Genomic DNA, 16,852 nt, shown 5'->3' with positions numbered 1-16,852 from the left:
ATGGGAGCGCTCCCACCATCGCACATCATCTATGTCCCACGTCAATGGTCTGTCAGGCGGGCGTCAGCAGGTGCGCGCGCAGGGCGGCCACCTGGTCGGCGCCGACGCCGATCTCGCGGACGTACTCGGCCACGGAGCCGTGCCGGTCGCGCAGGTCGCGCAGGAACAGCAGCATGGCGTCCTGCGGGCAGTCGAACATGTGGTACTTGTCCTGGACCACCTCGGGCCTGGTCTTCAGCAGGTACTCCGTCAGCGACGCCATCGCGACCTCGGTCAGCGCGTAGTCCTGGGCGATGTCCGCATCGGACACTCCCAGCAGCGACAGGGTCAGCGCGCACACCACGCCGGTGCGGTCCTTGCCGGCCATGCAGTGCACGACCACCGGCGCCGCCGCCGGGTCTGCGATCACGCTGAGCGCCGCGGCCAGCCCGGCCCGGCCGTCCTCGGCGAAGTTCAGGTAGCGGTCGGCCAGCCAGCGCTCGTGCGGCAGGTCCGCCGGCTCCTCGACCGAGTCCCAGTCCACGTGCTCGACCACCAGGTTGCGGTAGTCCAGCCCGTCGGAGTGCGGCACCCGGCCGTGCAGCTCGATCTCGAACGGCCGGCGCAGGTCGATGACGGTGCGGACCCCGAGCGCGCCGAAGGCCTCCAGATCGGTGCCCTTCAGCCGGTGCAGCGAGTCGGCGCGGAACAGCCGTCGCCAGCTCACTGTGCGCCCGTCGAGGCCGGCATACCCGCCGACGTCGCGGAAGTTGTAGCTCGTGGAGAAGGGCAGGCTGCGGGGGTGATTGTCGACGGCCACGCCCCCCAACCTAACCCGCGGACGTCACCCGTACGGGATCGGCTGTCTCAGCTTGTGGATTCTGGGTTCCGCCGGCGACTCTGCGTGGCATGCTTCGTGGCGTGACCCACTCCGTGCTGATTATTCGCACCTAGCGCGCCGGCTGACCCTCCGCCGTCGTGCAGACCTCCCGCATCCGCGGGGGGTCTTTTTGTTGGGTCGTCAGTCTCGGAAAGGAATCCTCCATGACGTATCAGGTGTTCGACACGACGTTGCGCGACGGCGGGCAACGCGAAGGCATCAGCTACTCGGTGGTCGACAAACTCGCGGTCGCGCGGCTGCTGGACGAGTTCGGCGTCGGCTTCATCGAGGGCGGCTGGCCGGGTGCCATGCCCAAGGACACCGAGTTCTTCGCCCGGGCGCGGACCGAGCTGGAGCTGAAGAACGCGGTGCTGGTCGCGTTCGGGGCGACCCGCAAGGCGCACGTCGACGTGGCGCAGGACCCGCAGGTGCAGGCGCTGCTCGACGCCGAGACGCCGGTCGTCTGCGTAGTGGCCAAGTCGGATATCCGGCATGTCGAGCGGGCGCTGCGCACCACCGGCGAGGAGAACCTGGCGATGGTCCGCGACACCGTCGCGCACCTGGTCGCCAACGGCCGCCGCGCGTTCGTGGACTGCGAGCACTTCTTCGACGGGTTCCGCTACGACCCCGACTACACCGCCTCCGTGGTGCAGGCCGCGTTCGCCGCCGGCGCCGAGCGGGTTGTCATGTGCGACACCAACGGCGGCATGCTCCCGTCGATGATCACCGCAGCGATCCACGACGTCGTCGCGCGCACCGGGGTCAACCCCGACCAGCTCGGCATCCACTGCCAGAACGACACCTCCTGCGCGGTCGCCAACACCATCGCCGCGGTCGAGGCGGGCGTCGAACACTTCCAGTGCACGGCCAACGGCTACGGCGAGCGGCCCGGCAACGCCGACCTGTTCGCCGTCGTCAGCAACCTGCAACTCAAGCTCGGGCTGAAGGTCCTACCGGACGGATGCCTCGAGAAGGCGACGCGGGTGTCCACCGCGCTCGCCGAGATCGCCAACATCGCCCCCGACACCCACCAGGCCTACGTCGGGGCCGCGGCATTCGCTCACAAGGCGGGGCTGCACGCGAGCGCGATCAAGGTGGATCCGCTGCTCTACAACCACGTCGACCCGTCGGTGGTGGGCAACGACATGCGGATCCTGGTGACCGAGATGGCCGGCCGGGCCAGCATCGAGCTCAAGAGCCGCGAGCTCGGGCTGGACCTGGCCGGCCACCCGGAGACCCTCACGGCGGTGACCCGCAAGGTCAAGGAACTGGAGGCGGGTGGCTGGTCCTTCGAGGCCGCGGACGCGTCCTTCGAGCTTCTGGTACGCGGCGAGCTGCCCGATGCCGACTTCGTGCGGCCGTTCGCGCTGGAGTCGTACCGGGTGCAGGTCGAGCACCGCGAGGACGGCTCGGTGGTCTCCGAGGCCACGGTCAAGGTCCGGGTACGCGGCGAGCGGGTCATCGCCACCGCCGAGGGCAACGGACCGGTCAACGCCCTGGACGAGGCGCTGCGAGTGGCGCTGTCCAAGCACTACCCGGAGCTGAGGACGTTCGAGCTGGCCGACTTCAAGGTCCGCATCCTGGAGGGCTCGCACGGCTCGAACGCGATCACCCGGGTGCTGGTGGAGACCAGCGACGGCACCCGCGACTGGACCACGGTGGGCGTACACGAGAACGTCGTCGAAGCGAGCTGGAAGGCCCTCACCGACGCGCTCACCTTCGGCCTGGCCCGCACCGCAGCCGCGGCCGGCACCGCGTCCTGACTAGCCGCGCCTGGTCATCACCCGCACGGTGATGGCCAGGCCCGCGGCGCACCACACGGCCAGCACGACAAACGGCAGCACCGCGATGCCCTCCGGCGGCGTGGTCAGGGTGTCGCGGACCGTTTGTGCCCTGCGTCGCCGTTCCTCGCGCGCTGGCCGGGCATGATGAAAAGGTGGAAGCCGTTGGACTGCCGGATCGCTACGCCGGCGTGCAGGCCCGCATTCCCCATGCCTGGGACGAGTTGCAGGGACCTGCTTCCGGCGTCGTCCACCTTCCGAACCGGCTCGCATGGTCTGGTCTGACTGACTTCGACGTGTCGGACCCGGGTGACCGTTTTGCGCTCTTTTGTATCCTGCTCGACTGCGGGCAGCGCGCCGACGTCGGGCGTTACGTCAACGCCGATCTGCTGCGCCGTGAATGGCCGCGTCTGCGCCGGGCCATGACGTCGCAGATCACGCGCCGCTGGGAACAGCGGCTACCCGGCCTTACCGCCTAGTCCTCGACGTGGACGACTTTCATCGCTTGCTGGCACAGACCAGCTTCCATGCTGTGGCTCTACGGATGCGCGAGGAGTGCGACCAGGACGCCGTCGCCGGGTGGCTGCGACGATCCGCGAATGCAACGGCGCGGAGGCGACTACGCCGTCCGCGGCCGGGGTGAGTCCGCTGGACGTTTCGGGGCTGTTGCCGGACGTTACTCCTTGGTAGACATAGCCATGGTCGACATTGGATCTCCCGCGTGGCGTGTCGCCGCCGCCGTTCTGCTGGCCGGTGCGCTCGGGGCGACCGGCGCCGCCGTCCCCGCCGCGGCCGCTCCCGCCGTGCGCGGTGAGCTGCTGCCGGTGCCCGCCGGCGGACCGGGTCGACAGATCTCCGTGACGGCCGTCGACGTCTCGCCGTTCGGGGTCGTGGCCGGCACCGCGCAGGTCACCATCACCGGCCCGGACGGCGTCTCGACCTTCACCGACCTGCCCCAGCGCTGGGGGAAGATCCCGCGGGCCGGGTGGTTGCGCCAGCAGCTCCCGCTGCCCGCCGGCGCGACCTCCGGCCGGGTGAACGGGCTGACCGACCTCGGCGAGGCGGCCGGATCCGTGTCCGGGGACGGCACGCGGGCGGTCCGCTGGTCGCTTGACGGCCGGTCGGCGACGCTGCTCGGCGAGGACCGGAGCTCCGTCGACGCGGTCGGCCCGGCCGGCCCGTGGGGTGTGAACACCTCTACGGCGGAGAGCCCGATCGCGGGCGAGGCCGATCTGGTCACCCGCGCCGGTGCCCGGACGCCGCTGCGTGGCACGCCGGAGCTCGGCACCGGCTATCGCCGTTCGGTCGGCTCGGTCGGCGGCCCGGAGACCGCCCTGGTCTGGGTGACCGACGGGGTCGGGCGCGGCGCCACCGCGCGGCCGGTGCTCTGGCGCAGCGGCGCGACCGTACGGTTCCCCGTGGTCAGCTCCTTCCTGCTCGGCAACACCTGCGTCACCCGGGTGCACGCCGACGGCAGCCTCGTCTACAGCGGGTTCATCCTCGGCGGCGGCACGCCCAGCTACACGCTGGTGCGGCACACCGGCGGCGTGCCCGGCACCGACGTCACTCTGTCGCTGGCCGCGGTGCCCGGGCAGCCGGTCGGCGGCCTGTCCTGCACGCCGGGGCTGACGTCGAACAGCCTCGCCTCCGACGGCGGCATCGCCGGCTTCCTGAGCAACGCCGCCGGCACCCGTTCGGCCGCGTACTGGAACGCGGCCGACGAGCAGACCGTCATCCCGCTGCAGGCCGGCGAGCAGTCCGCGGCCGGCGTGGCCGCGGCGGGCGGGGGTCGGATGGTGATCCTGGCGCAGCAGGACGACGGCACCAGCCGGCTCTCCCTGTGGCGCGACGGCGTCCGGACCCGGCTCTCCACCCCGAGCGGGTGGGACGTCGCCTCGGTGGTCGAGCTGACCGACGCCGGCCTGCTGGTCGCCAACCTGCGCAACACCGAGGGCCTGATCCGCCCGGCCGCTTGGCAGCTCGCCGGGTAACCGCTCAGGCGGCCGGGACCCGCAGGGTGGCGACGATCGCGCGGTGGTCGCTCTGCGGGATGTCGTGCACGCTGACCGCCCCCACGCCCAGGCGGCGGTCGGCCAGCACGTGGTCGATGGTCACCGGGGGAATCGGGTCACCGTCGTACGGGCCCCAGGTGCCGATCAGGCCCTGTCCCGCGGCGTCGGCGGCGTCCCGGTAGCCGCCCTTGACCAGGTCCCGGAGCGGCCCGTGGTCCAGGGTCGAGTTGAAGTCACCGAGCAGGATGCGCGGCGGCCCGTCCGGGTCCGTCCGGGGCTCGGCGGCCAGGTCGTCGCGCCAGTCGCCGAGCACCTCCAGCGAGTACGGCGCCAGCGGGTGCGCCGACTCCACGGTCACCGCCTGCGCCCCGGGTGGCTGGACCGTCCCGTACGCCTGGTTGAAGCCGCTGCTGTTGCGCCGTACGCCCGGGTCGGTGATCGGGAAGCGGGAGTAGAGGGCCGAGCCGCTCGCCCCGTACTCCGGGCCCAGCGACGAGTACGGCAGCAGCTCGCCCAGCCCCGCCGCCGCCAGGCTGCGCTGGGCGTTCGGGCTGAACTCCTGCACCGCGAGCACCGCCACGTCGTGCCGGCGGACCAGCTCGACGATGCTCCCCGCGTCGGCGTTGCCGAAGAGCATGTTCGAGGTCATCACGTGCAGCGCCACGCCGCCCTGCGGCCCGCGGTCAGCGTCGGCGAACGCGCGGGGCAGCACCGCCGCGGCGAACAGCGCGAGGGTGACCGCCGCCACCGTCGCCGCCAGCCAGCGCCGGGTGGCCAGCGCCGCGAGCACCGGCAGCACCGACCACGCCGCGACGTACGGCGTGAACGCGAACAGCTGCACCAGCGCGCCGCGCTCCCAGCCGCCGAGCCGGACCAGCACCCAGGCCGTGCCCGGCAGCACCAGCAGGCACAGCAGCACGTGCCAGACGGCCCGCCGGACCCGGACCGGTTTCGCCACGGGCGCCGAGCTGGTGATCGTCATGGCGGCGACGGTATCCGGCGGTTGCCACCATCACCGAGCGATCCCGGCGCACGTCACATCATCGGTAGGGGTTGAAGTTCTGCCCCGCCATCAGGAACCAGCTGGTCGCGCCGACGTGCTGGCGCGGGAAGTAGCCGAACCCGAAGCCGGTGTCGAAGGCGCTGGTCGCGGCCACGATGCCGGCGCCGGCGGGCAGCGGGGTGCCGGTCCAGGTGCCGCCCTCGCCGGGGTTGGAGAGCTTGCCCTGGTCCGCGTCGGCGGTCAGGCCCACGGTCTGGCCGGCGCCGAGGCTCTGCTGGGCCACCGCGGTCTGCCGGAGCAGCCGCTTGGCCAGTGCCGTGTCGCCGCGGTCGTCGCGCTTGAGCAGCGCCAGCGCGGTGTGCCCGTTGCCCTCCAGCCAGACCGCGTTCCGGTTGTTCTCCACGGTGCCGCCGGGCACCGGCCCGGTACGGATCTTGGCCTGGCTGCTGTACGTCACGCCGGACACCGCCCCGTCGGTGGTGGCCAGGTTCTCGGTGACCCAGTCGACGGCGTCGTCGTACCGCCGGTTGTCGAGGCTCAGCAGCGCCCAGGTCTGCACGTCCTCGGGGATGTTCTGGGTGTTGATCTGGTTCGGGTCCTCGCCGGGGTTGCCGCCCAGGGTGCCGGTCCAGAGGAACCGCTCCGAACGGTTCCACATGGCGCGCACGAAGCCCTCGGCCACCTCGGCGCGGGCGGTCCAGCGCCGGTCCTTGGTCAGCTTGGCCAGCAGCGTGAAGAGCCCGTACGCGTCGATGTTGTGCTCGGTCGAGGCCCACGGCTGCGGCGTCTCGCCGTCACCCTGGAGACCGCCGTGGTAGCCGCCGAAGCGGTACGGCGACCGCTTGTCGGCGATCCACCTGCCGAGCGCCACGGCGCCGTCGAGGTACTTGGCGATCCGGGTGTCGATGTAGAGCTGGGCCAGCGCGACCGCCACCCAGGCCATGTCGCCGGTCGAGGAGCCACCGAAGCCGTACGGCCAGAGGAACGCCGCCTTGCCGTCCTCGCGCTTGAGGCCGGGGAAGAACGGGCCGCCGCCGTAGAAGAGCATCGGGCCGGCCGCGTACGCCTGGCGCACCCGCCCGTCGGTGTACTTCTCGTCGTTGGCCTGGATCCAGAGCAGGGCGTCGCCGATGAGTCGGGCCCGGCGCACGTTGGCCACCGTCGGGTTGGCCAGGTAGGCCAGCGCCGCGAGCGCGTTGTCGTAGACGAACGCGGTCGTCATCAGCTCGCTCTCGTTGTTGTAGCTCTGCAGCAGCCGGGGCTCGCCGCCCTTGACGTAGGCGTCCTGCACCACGTCGAGGTAGTGGTAGGCGCGGCTCACCGGCTCGGCCAGCGTCCGGTCCACCAGGTGCCGGGGCTTGCAGGTGCCGGCGGCGGCGGAGTCGGGGCCGAGCAGCGGGGCGGCCACGGCGGCGGCCGGCAGCGCCAACAGGCTCCGGCGGGAGAACGCTCCCGAGGTCGAGAGATTGGTCGGCATGGCGTAGTACTCCTGACGGACGTGAGAGCGCTCTCACGCGCCATTGAAACGCCTCGGACACCGCGTGGCAATACTCGGGCCGCCATCAATGTCGATGGCGGCCCGCAGCACCCTCAGATCTCGGTGTCGACGACCTCGCCGAGCCCGCTCGCCGCCAGTTCCTCGCGGATGACCGCGCCGTCACCCTCGACGACCACGGTCAGCGCGTCCGGGTGCAGGTGCCGCGCGGCCGCCGCGGACACCTCCGCCACGGTCGCGTCGAGCAGGCTCCGCCGCAGGGTCGCGTAGTAGTCGTCGGGCAGCCCGTGCACCACCAGCGTGGCCAGCGCGCCGGCGATCGCCCCCGAGGTCTGCATGTCGACCGTGAGCTGGCCGGCCCGCCAGGTGCGGGCCACGTCCAGCTCCTCCTCGGTGACCCCGTCCAGCCGGGTCCGGGTCACCTCGGCGATCGTGTCCGTCAGCGCCGGCGTGGTCACCGCTGTCTGCACCGAGGTGCTGATGCCGAACCGGCCGAACCGCCGGGTCATCGCGAAGTCGGCGCGGATGCCGTAGGTGTAGCCCTTGACCTCGCGGATCAGGTGGTTGAGCCGGGAGGTGAACGCCCCGCCCAGCACCGTGGAGACCAGCGTCATCGCCACGTAGTCCGGGTTCGCGCGTTCCGGCGCCCGGTGCCCGAGCCGCAGCGTCGACTGCACCGAGTCCGGCCGGTCCACCAGCAGCACCCGGCGGCCGGCGGCGATCGGCACGCCCAGCGGCCCGGCCGGCACGAGCGGCTCGCCGACGGCGCCCGCGAACGCGGCCGCCCCCAGCTCGGCGAGGTCCAGCCGGGTCAGGTCGCCGGCGACCAGCAGCACCCCGGGACGCCGCAGCCAGGACTCGTGGAACGTGACCACGTCCTCGACCGTGACGGCCGCGACCGACGTGGGATCGCCGTGCAGCGGGCGGCCGTACCGCTCGGCCGCGCCGAAGAGATCCAGCCGCAGCGCCGCGTCCGCCCGCGGGCCGGGCTGCGCCCAGTCCATCCGCAGCGCGGTCACCTCGTCGTCGCGCACCCGCGCGACGTCGGCCGGGTCCAGGCGCGGGGTGCGCGCGGCCTCGGCGAGCAGGGCCACCGCCCGGGGCAGCAGCGCGACCGGTACGGACACCCCGACCCGGAACGCATCCCAGTCGACCGAGGTGGACAACTCGGCGCCGAGGCCCTCCAGCGCCAGCGCGTACGCCGCCGAGTCCCGGGTCGTGGTGCCCTCCTCCAGGCACTTGGCGAGCACCGTGGCGGTGCCCTCGCGGCCCGCGGACTCCCGGGCGCCGCCCGCGTCGAGCAGCAGCGCGGCGGTGGCGAGGTGCTGGCCCGGCAGGTGCGCGGCGACGACCTCACCCCCGGCCACCGAGACGCGCTGGACCGCCGGGAACGTGTACGGCCGGGCGTCGCCGGGGCCGGGCCGGCTGGCGACGAGACTCACTGGTCGTTCCCTTCGTCGGGCAGGTAGGTCAGGGTCACCCGGGACTCCGGGTTGAGCGTGCGGGCGGCGTCGAGGATGTCGCCGGCCGTCACCGACTGCCACTGCGGCAACCGGTAGGCCGCGCTGGACGCGTCGCCGAACTGGGTCGCGTACCGGCTCAGGGTGTCCGCGCGACCGCCGACTGTGGACATCTGCCGCCACCACGAGGTGGTCAGCAGGGCCTTGGCGCGTTCCAGCTCGGCCTCGGTGACCGGCTCGGTGGCCATGCTGTCGAGCACCTCGGCGACGCCGGACTCCAGCCGGTCCGCGGTGACGCCGTCCTTGGCGGTGGCCGTGACGATCAGCGGGGCGGGCGCGTGTGCCAGGTCGACGCCGTACGCGCCGATGTAGTCCGGCTGGGCGATCCGGGCGCCGTCGGCGAGCCGCTGGTAGAGCCGGCTGCCCCGGCCGCTGCCCAGCACCGTGGCGAGCACGGTGATGGCGTCGTATCCGGCCGTGCCGAACGGGTGGGTGCGGTGCGACAGGTAGATCCGCGGCGCCGGCACCTTGCCGGTCACGGTCTCCCGCACCGGCTCGGCGGCCGCGCCGGGGATGTGCCCGCGCGGCGCCGCCGGGATGTCGGAGACCGACTCCAGCGCGCCGAAGTACTTCTCCGCCAGCGCGAAGACCTCGGCCGGGGTGGTGTCGCCGGCGACGGTCAGCACCGCGTTGTTCGGCGCGTAGTACTGCTGGTGGAAGGCCTTGAACGTGTCCAGGCTCGCGGCGTTCAGGTCCTCCATCGACCCGATCGTCGCGTGGTGGTACGGGTGCCCCGGCGGATACAACAGCGGCAACAGGCGCAGCCACGCGTCGCCGTACGGCACGTTGTCGTACCGCTGCCGCCGCTCGTTCTTGACCACCTCGCGCTGGTTGTCCAGGGTCTCCTGAGTGAGCGCCGGCACCAGGCCGCCCATCCGGTCCGCCTCCAGCCAGAGCCCGAGCTCCAGGTGCTCGACCGGCAGCGTCTCGAAGTAGTTGGTCCGGTCCGGGTTCGTGGTGGCGTTGAGCGAGCCGCCCGAGCCTTGCACCAGGCGCATGTGCTCGGTCTTGGCGACGTGCACCGAACCCTCGAACATCAGGTGCTCGAACAGGTGCGCGAAGCCGGTCTGGCCGGCCGGCTCATGCCGGGAGCCGACGTCGTACCAGAGGTTCACGCACACCACCGGCGCGGTGTGGTCCTCGCTGACGACCACGCGCAACCCGTTGTCCAGGCGCGCGGTTTCGATGGGCCACGGATAGCCGGTCTCGGCGACCGGCGCGGGCTGAGCAGACACACAACCTCCCTTAGCGGCGGCCGCCTTCCGGCGGCGCCGACCCCAGTATCCCGGCTGGGCAGCTCACCGCGCTCCTTCGCTCCGCTTTCGGCCCCGCTTGGTGTCATCGATACCCAAGGGCGGGCGCCGGCCTTTCCCCCAGGTGCCGGCGCCCGTCCGTCGCACCGCCCGCCGAGAAGGGGACCCATGACAGACATCGCATCCGACACCGACGCGCGGCTCCTCGAGCAGACGCTGTTCGAGGTCAAGAAGGTGATCGTCGGGCAGGACCGGCTGATCGAGCGGCTGCTGACCGCGCTGCTGGCCGGCGGGCACTGCCTGCTCGAGGGCGTGCCGGGGGTGGCCAAGACGCTGGCGGCGGAGACGCTCGCCGTGGCGGTCGGCGGCAGCTTCCACCGGATCCAGTTCACCCCGGACCTGGTGCCCTCCGACATCATCGGCACCCGGATCTACCGGGCCTCCAAGGAGACCTTCGACGTGGAGCTGGGCCCGGTGATGGCGAACCTGGTGCTGGCCGACGAGATCAACCGGGCCCCGGCCAAGGTGCAGTCGGCGCTGCTGGAGGTGATGGCCGAGGGGCACGTGTCCATCGGCGGCCGGACCCACCCGGTGCCGCAGCCGTTCCTGGTGCTGGCCACCCAGAACCCGATCGAGAGCGAGGGCGTCTACCAGCTGCCGGAGGCCCAGCGCGACCGGTTCCTGATGCGGATCGTCGTGGACTACCCCAGCGACCAGGACGAGCTCGGCATCCTCTACCGGATGGGCGGCGTGCGGCCGGTCGCCCGGCCGGTCCTCGACACCGGCAAGCTGCTGGCGCTGCAGGCCCGGGCCCGCGAGGTGTTCGTGCACCACGCGCTCGCCGAGTACGTGGTCCGGCTGGTGCTCGCCACCCGGGATCCGGCGCGCTTCGGCCTGCCGGAGGTGGCCGGCCAGCTGGCGTACGGGGCCAGCCCGCGGGCGACGCTGGGGCTGGTGGCGGCCGGGCGGGCGCTGGCCCTGCTGCGCGGCCGCGACTACGTGCTGCCGGGCGACCTGCTGGACCTCGCGCCGGACGTGCTCGCGCACCGGCTGGTGCTCTCCTTCGACGCGGTCGCCGACGGCGTCGAGCCCGAGTCCATCGTCCGCCGCATCGTCGACTCCGTGCCGCTGCCGGTGATCGCCCCCGCCCAGGAGCAGCACGGCCCCGGACTGGGGATTGCGGCATGAGCGACTGCACCGGACGCAGGGAACGAAGGCAGGGCCAGGAGCGCATGCCCGGTGGTACAGCATGAGCGACTGCACCGGACGCAGGGAACGAAGGCAGGGCCAGGAGCGCATGCCCGGTGGTACAGCATGAACGAGGGTGCGTCCGTCAACGAGCTGGCGCCCGAGCGGCGGTTGCGGCGGCTGGAGCTCATGGTCACCCGGCGGCTCGACGGGATGCTGCACGGCTCGTACCTCGGGCTGCTGCCGGGCATCGGCAGCGAGCCGGCCGGCAGCCGGGAGTACCGGGCCGGCGAGGACGAAGTCCGGCGGATGGACTGGTCGGTGACCGCGCGCACCGCGGTCGCCCACGTCCGCCAGGTCGACGCGGACCGCGAGCTGGCCACCTGGGTGCTGGTCGACGCCACCGCGAGCATGGACTTCGGCACCGCCGAGTTCGAGAAGCGCGAGCTGGCCGTTGCGTCGGTCGCCGCGATCGGCTTCCTCACCGCGGGCGCCGGCAACCGGCTGGGTGCCCACCTGCTCGGCCCCGCCGGGGTACGGCGGTTTCCCGCCCGCAGCGGCCGGAACCACCTGCTCGGCATGTTGCACACCCTGCTCGCCGTGCCCCGGTCCGCGCCGACGGCCGAGCACGTGCCGCTGGCCGACGCGATCGACGGGTTGCACCGGGGCGTGCGCCGCCGGGGCCTGGCCGTGGTCGTCTCGGACTTCCTCGACGGCCTCGACGACGACGGGCTCGGGCCCGGCGCCCCCGACTGGGAGCTGCCGCTGCGCCGGCTCGCCGCCCGCCACCAGGTGCTCGCCGTGCAGGTGCGCGACCCGCGCGAGCAGGAGCTCCCGGACGTCGGCCTGCTCACCGTGGTGGACCCGGAGACCGGCCGGCGCCGGGAGGTGCCGACCGCGAGCCGCAAGCTGCGCGAGCGGTACGCCGCCGCGGCCCGCACCCAGCAGGAGTCCATCACCACGGCGCTGAAGCGGGCCGGCGCCGCCCATCTGCCGCTGCGCACCGACCGCGACTGGGTCACCGACATCGTCCGGCACGTATACGCCCAGCGCCGCCTCGGCCGCGCTTCCCGGACAGGAGCAAGAACGTGACGTGGTTGTCCCCTGAACGACTGTGGCTGCTGGTGGGGGTCGCGGCGCTCGCCGTCGCGTACGTCCTGCTGCAACGCCGCCGGAGCCGGTACGCCGTCCGGTTCACCAACCTCAAGCTGCTCGACCGGGTTGCGCCGAAGCGCCCGCAGTGGCGCCGGCACGTGCCCGCCGGCCTGTTCCTGGCGATGCTGGCGCTGCTCGTGGTCGGCTTCGCCCGCCCGCAGTCGCAGGTGCAGGTGCCCCGGGAACGGGCCACCGTGCTGGTCGCCGTGGACGTGTCCCGCTCGATGCTGGCCACCGACGTGGACCCCGACCGGCTCACCGCCGCCAAGGCCGCGGCCCGCGAGTTCGTGGCCGACCTGCCCGAGCAGTTCAACGTGGGCCTGGTCGGCTTCGCCGGCACCGCCTCGGTGTTCGTGCCGCCGGTGACCGACCGGGCCGCCGTCGACGCCGGCATCAACCGGCTCGCCGAGGGCACCGCGGGCCGCGCCGGCACGGCCATCGGCGACGCCATCGCCACCTCGCTGGAGGCGATCCGCACCCTGGACGCCGCGGCCGGCGAGGACGTGCCGCCCGCCCGGGTGGTCGTGCTCTCCGACGGCGCCAACACCGCCGGGCAGGACCCGGCCGAGGCGGCGGCCCAGGCCACCGAGTTCGGCGTGCCGGTCGACGCCATCTCCTTCGGCACGGTGAACGGCACCATCGGCGGCAGCGCGCTCGGCGGGGGCGGCGGTGGCAGCCAGCCGGTGCCGGTCGACGGCCAGACGTTGCAGGCGGTTGCGGACGCCACCGGCGGCAACTACTTCGAGGCCGGCAGCGCCGAGGAGCTGCGGTCCGCGTACGCCGACATCGGCAGCTCGGTCGGCTACCAGACCGAGACGCAGGACGTGTCGGCGCGCTTCATCGGATTCGGCCTGCTGCTCGCGGTGCTGGCGGCGCTGGCCTCCATGTTCTGGTTCGCTCGGCTGCCGTGAAGGGGTTCTCATGACCATCACCACTGGACTGGGCGGGGAGCCTCGGGGACCCGACTTCGTCTCGCCGGGGCTCGTCTCGCCGGCTGGGGGCGTACCGTCGCCGGCCCTGCCCGGGCCCGCACTCACCCGGCGCTGGCCGATGCTCGCCGCCGCCGGGCTCGTCGTGGTCGCGGTCTCCGCGGGCACCGGCGGAGCAGCCGGCTACCTGGCCGGCTCGGCGCCGGAGCCCGCGGCTGGGTCGCAGCCCGCGCCCGCACCCGCCGGTGTGCCGTCCGACCTGGTCGGCGCCGCGGCCCGGGCGCTGCCCGGCGTGGTCTCCGTGCAGGTGCGCACCGGCTCGGGGGGCGGGTCCGGCTCGGGTTTCGTCTTCGACGACCGCGGCCACATCGTCACCAACAACCACGTGGTCACCAGCGCGGCCGGGGGCTCGGTCAGCGTGGTCGGCTCGGACGGGCGCCGGCTCACCGCCGAGGTCGTCGGCACCGATCCGGGCAGCGACATCGCGGTGTTGCGGGTCACTCCCTCGGCCGCGCTGCGGCCGCTGGACCTGGCCGACCGCACCGCCACCCGGGTCGGCGAGCCGGTGCTGGCGGTCGGCTCCCCGCTCGGCCTCAGCGGCACCGTCACCGCCGGCATCATCAGCGCGCTGGACCGGCAGGTCCGGCTGGGCGGCACAGCGCGGCAGACCGCCGTGCAGACCGACGCCTCCATCAATCCCGGCAATTCGGGCGGGCCGCTGGTGAACGCGCGCGGCGAGGTGGTCGGTGTGAACACCGCCATCGCCACCCTGGAAGGCGGCGGATCCATCGGGATCGGCTTCGCCGTGCCGATCGACCGGGCCCGGCAGGTGGCCGCGACCCTCATCGGCCGTGGATAGTCGACAGATGCGGCTGCTGGTGGTGGAGGACGAGGAAGACCTGGCCGAGGGCCTGCGGGTGGGGCTCGCCCGGACCGGGTATGCGGTGGACGTCGCCCTCGACGCCGCCGAGGCGTACGACCGGCTGACCGTGAACGAATACGACCTGATGCTGCTGGACGTCAACCTGCCGGACGGCGACGGCTTCACGCTGTGCCGGTCGCTGCGCAACGGCGAGGTCGACACCCCGGGCGACGGTGACCTGCGGGTGCTGATGCTCACCGCGCGCGGCGGGCTCGACGACCGGGTCCGCGGGCTGGACGAGGGCGCGGACGACTACCTGGTGAAGCCGTTCGCGCTGGCCGAGCTGCTGGCCCGGGTCCGGGCCCTGCTGCGCCGCGACACCGCGGGCACCTCGGCGGTGCTGACGGTCGGCGAGCTCGTGCTGGACGTGGCCCGGCACACCGCGACCCTCGCCGGCCAACGGCTGACCCTGACCCCCAAGGAGTTCGGGGTCCTGGAATACCTGATGACCCGGCCCGGTCACGTGGTGCCGAGCGAGGAACTGCTCGAGCACGTCTGGGACGCCAACGCCGACCCGTTCACCCAGACGGTCCGGGTGACGGTCGGGACGCTGCGCCGCAAGCTCGGCGAGGGCTCGATCGAGACGGTGGTCGGCCGGGGCTACCGGTTGCGGGACGGCGCGCGGTGAGGCGCCCGGAGCTGTTCCGGTCCATCCGGTTCCGGCTCACGGTCATCTACTCCGCGCTGCTGTTCGGGCTGGCCGGCACCGCGCTGGCGATCACCTACTTCGCGGTGGCGGCCACCACCGACCCGCAGCCGATCACCGAGCAGACCGCCTTCCGCAAGCAGGGCCGGGTGATCGTGGACCGGGTTACCGTGGCCGAGGTCAGCGAGATCGAGGCGGCGATAACCTTCAACACCCTGCAGACGCTGCGGAACTACTCGCTGATCGCGCTCGGTGGGCTCTTCGTCAGCAGCCTCGGCATCGGCTGGGTGCTCTCCGGCCGGGTGCTACGGCCGGTCGGCGCGATCGCCCGGACCGCCCGGGAGATCCAGGCCACCGACCTGTCCCGGCGCATCGAGCTCAGCGGCCCCCGCGACGAGCTGCGCGACCTGGCCGACACCATCGACTCCATGCTGGACCGGCTGGACGAGGCGTTCCAGCAGCAACGGCAGCTGATCGACGACGCCTCGCACGAGCTGCGCAGCCCGCTGGCGATCATCCGGACCACCCTCGACGCCTCGCTCACCCCGGTGGAGGCGACCCCGGAGGAACGCGAACGCGCGGTCGCGGTGGTCGACCGGGCGACGGCCCGGATGTCCCGGCTGGTCGAGGACCTGCTGGCCACCGCGCGCCGGGACACGCACGGGCTCTCCGACGCCGACGTGGAGCTGACGGCGATCGCCCGGGAGGCGGGCGAGGAATCGTTCATCACCGACCGGGGCCTCAAGCTGCGGTACGAGCTGCCCGCGGAACTGCACCTGATCGGCGACGCCGACGGCCTGCGCCGGGCCGTCGGCAACTTGCTGTCCAACGCCGTACGGCTGGCGCCCGGCTCGTCGACCGTGACCGTCGCGACCGGCCGGCAGGGCTCGTGGTTGTGGCTGGCCGTGGCCGATCAGGGCCCGGGCATCGCGCCGGAGGACCTGCCCCGGGTCTTCGACCGGTTCTGGCGCGGCCGGCAGTCGGCCGGCCCGGCCCGCTCCCAGCAGCGCCGCACCGGGCTGGGGCTGGCCATCGTCCGGCAGATCGTGGAGTCGCACGGCGGTCAGGTGGCGGCCTTCTCGACGCTGGGGGAGGGCAGCACGTTCGTGCTGTGGCTGCCGGCCGCCAACCGCGCCGACGAGCAGCCGCCGCCTGCGACCAGCCCCTGGCCGTGATCCACATACCGGATGGCGGCCCGGCCCGGCCCGGTGCCATGCTGGGCCCGTGGCGGACGACATACGGGTCAGTGACCGGTTGACCATTCCCGCCGCCGAGCTCTCCTGGCGGTTCTCCCGCTCCAGCGGGCCCGGCGGGCAGGGCGTCAACACGACCGACTCCCGGGTGGAGCTGTCCTGGGACCTGGCCGGCTCGGAGCTGCTGCCGCCCGCGCTCCGCGAGCGGGCGCTGGCCCAGCTCGGCCCGCGGCTGGTCAACGGCGTGCTCACGATCACCGCGTCCGAGCACCGCTCGCAGCTGCGCAACCGGGAGGCGGCCGCGGCCCGGCTGGCCGCCCTGCTGGCCGGAGCCATCGCGCCACCACCGCGGGCCCGCCGGGCCACCCGGCCGTCGCGCGGCTCGGTCGAACGGCGCATCGGCGCGAAGAAGCGCCGCGGCGAGATCAAGCGCGGCCGCCGCGGGGATCACGATTAGGGGTGTCGCTGCGCCAGCCGGTGCCACGCCCTTGCCGGCACTTCCGCCCCCTTCCGGCGCGGCCGGTAGCTGGTCGGTCCACTCTCACCGTGACCCCGCCCGGTGCGGGCAGCTCCGGCGACGACACCATCACCGGCACCTTTCTGCACGGCTCGCGCGGTCGATCGCCGCAATCTTGTGGGGTGCGGGTGCGGAACTGACCGCTCGACCTTCACCACTCGCCGTGACCCGGCAAGTAGCCGTTTCATTCGGTATGAGGGATTTGACCTCTGGAAGGGCGTGGCGGTAGCGGGGGCGGAGGGCTTCATATCGCGAGGAAAGGGGCGCGAGTGGTGGACCTTGTAGCGGTGTTTGTGCCCTGAACAGCGAAGGAGTTGTGTTTGTAGGCAGGCTCTGGAGTTGATGCTGTGCGAGAGATGAAGGTTTGGCCCTTCGGAGT

The 16,852-nt window shown here is 73.0% G+C and carries 15 protein-coding genes; 10 read left to right on the top strand and 5 right to left on the bottom strand.

Translation table 11 applies throughout. From position 1 onward, the window contains the following. Window positions 1–52: 52 nt before the first annotated feature. Entirely contained in the window at window positions 53–799 is a 747-nt protein-coding gene (locus ACIBQZ_RS33905) for a tyrosine-protein phosphatase (protein ID WP_396092926.1), read from the bottom strand. Between the two features lie 224 nt (window positions 800–1,023). Here ACIBQZ_RS33905 and cimA point away from each other — a divergent pair, with 224 nt between their 5' ends. The 3 genes from cimA (at window position 1,024) to ACIBQZ_RS33890 (ending at window position 4,631) form a co-directional block, all read left to right on the top strand. Further along, entirely contained in the window at window positions 1,024–2,622 is a 1,599-nt protein-coding gene (gene cimA / locus ACIBQZ_RS33900; RefSeq protein WP_396092925.1) for a citramalate synthase, read from the top strand. A 173-nt stretch (window positions 2,623–2,795) separates the two neighbouring features. Continuing rightward, the gene (locus tag ACIBQZ_RS33895; RefSeq protein WP_396092924.1) at window positions 2,796–3,119 is read left to right on the top strand and encodes a hypothetical protein; all 324 of its coding nucleotides are present in this window, start codon (window positions 2,796–2,798) and stop codon (window positions 3,117–3,119) included. 219 nt (window positions 3,120–3,338) lie between these two features. After that, window positions 3,339–4,631: a hypothetical protein gene (locus ACIBQZ_RS33890; RefSeq protein WP_396092923.1), complete on the top strand. Its 1,293-nt coding sequence runs from the start codon at window positions 3,339–3,341 to the stop codon at window positions 4,629–4,631. A 4-nt stretch (window positions 4,632–4,635) separates the two neighbouring features. On the opposite strand, the gene ACIBQZ_RS33885 is transcribed toward ACIBQZ_RS33890, so the two are convergent. The 4 genes from ACIBQZ_RS33885 to ACIBQZ_RS33870 all read right to left on the bottom strand — a co-directional run bounded on the left by ACIBQZ_RS33885 (window position 4,636) and on the right by ACIBQZ_RS33870 (window position 9,905). Beyond that, window positions 4,636–5,634: an endonuclease/exonuclease/phosphatase family protein gene (locus ACIBQZ_RS33885; protein ID WP_396092922.1), complete on the bottom strand. Its 999-nt coding sequence runs from the start codon at window positions 5,632–5,634 to the stop codon at window positions 4,636–4,638. 58 nt (window positions 5,635–5,692) lie between these two features. After that, complete coding sequence (locus ACIBQZ_RS33880) at window positions 5,693–7,132, bottom strand: hypothetical protein (protein WP_396092921.1); 1,440 nt, start codon at window positions 7,130–7,132, stop codon at window positions 5,693–5,695. Window positions 7,133–7,245: 113 nt separating this feature from the next. Further along, a complete protein-coding gene (locus ACIBQZ_RS33875; RefSeq protein WP_396092920.1) occupies window positions 7,246–8,592 on the bottom strand; it encodes a M16 family metallopeptidase in 1,347 nt (448 codons plus the stop codon). Next, window positions 8,589–9,905 (bottom strand): M16 family metallopeptidase, encoded by a 1,317-nt coding sequence (locus ACIBQZ_RS33870; protein WP_396092919.1) that lies wholly within the window; start codon window positions 9,903–9,905, stop codon window positions 8,589–8,591. Before ACIBQZ_RS33870 ends, ACIBQZ_RS33875 begins: the two co-directional genes overlap by 4 nt. 186 nt (window positions 9,906–10,091) lie before the next feature. On the opposite strand from ACIBQZ_RS33870, the gene ACIBQZ_RS33865 reads away from it, so the two are divergent. From ACIBQZ_RS33865 to arfB, 7 genes are all read left to right on the top strand, one after another. Further along, entirely contained in the window at window positions 10,092–11,111 is a 1,020-nt protein-coding gene (locus ACIBQZ_RS33865; RefSeq protein WP_396092918.1) for an AAA family ATPase, read from the top strand. A 126-nt stretch (window positions 11,112–11,237) separates the two neighbouring features. Beyond that, window positions 11,238–12,203 carry a DUF58 domain-containing protein gene (locus tag ACIBQZ_RS33860; RefSeq protein WP_396092917.1) on the top strand — a complete coding sequence of 322 codons (966 nt, stop codon included), beginning with the start codon at window positions 11,238–11,240 and terminating at the stop codon, window positions 12,201–12,203. Beyond that, window positions 12,200–13,177, top strand: coding sequence for a VWA domain-containing protein (locus ACIBQZ_RS33855; RefSeq protein WP_396092916.1), 978 nt, complete (start codon window positions 12,200–12,202; stop codon window positions 13,175–13,177). The genes ACIBQZ_RS33860 and ACIBQZ_RS33855 overlap by 4 nt, the downstream gene beginning before the upstream one ends. A 10-nt stretch (window positions 13,178–13,187) precedes the next feature. After that, window positions 13,188–14,054: a S1C family serine protease gene (locus tag ACIBQZ_RS33850; RefSeq protein ID WP_396092915.1), complete on the top strand. Its 867-nt coding sequence runs from the start codon at window positions 13,188–13,190 to the stop codon at window positions 14,052–14,054. Window positions 14,055–14,061: 7 nt separating this feature from the next. Continuing rightward, window positions 14,062–14,745 carry a response regulator transcription factor gene (locus ACIBQZ_RS33845; protein WP_396092914.1) on the top strand — a complete coding sequence of 228 codons (684 nt, stop codon included), beginning with the start codon at window positions 14,062–14,064 and terminating at the stop codon, window positions 14,743–14,745. Continuing rightward, window positions 14,742–15,938, top strand: coding sequence for a sensor histidine kinase (locus tag ACIBQZ_RS33840; protein WP_396092913.1), 1,197 nt, complete (start codon window positions 14,742–14,744; stop codon window positions 15,936–15,938). The genes ACIBQZ_RS33845 and ACIBQZ_RS33840 overlap by 4 nt, the downstream gene beginning before the upstream one ends. Window positions 15,939–15,987: 49 nt before the next feature. Further along, the gene (arfB, locus tag ACIBQZ_RS33835; protein ID WP_396092912.1) at window positions 15,988–16,413 is read left to right on the top strand and encodes an alternative ribosome rescue aminoacyl-tRNA hydrolase ArfB; all 426 of its coding nucleotides are present in this window, start codon (window positions 15,988–15,990) and stop codon (window positions 16,411–16,413) included. The last annotated feature ends 439 nt before the right edge of the window (window positions 16,414–16,852 follow it).

This window comes from Actinoplanes sp. NPDC049599, from assembly GCF_044465625.1.
GTDB lineage: Bacteria > Actinomycetota > Actinomycetes > Mycobacteriales > Micromonosporaceae > Actinoplanes.
This window is presented reverse-complemented; position numbering and strand designations above follow the sequence as displayed.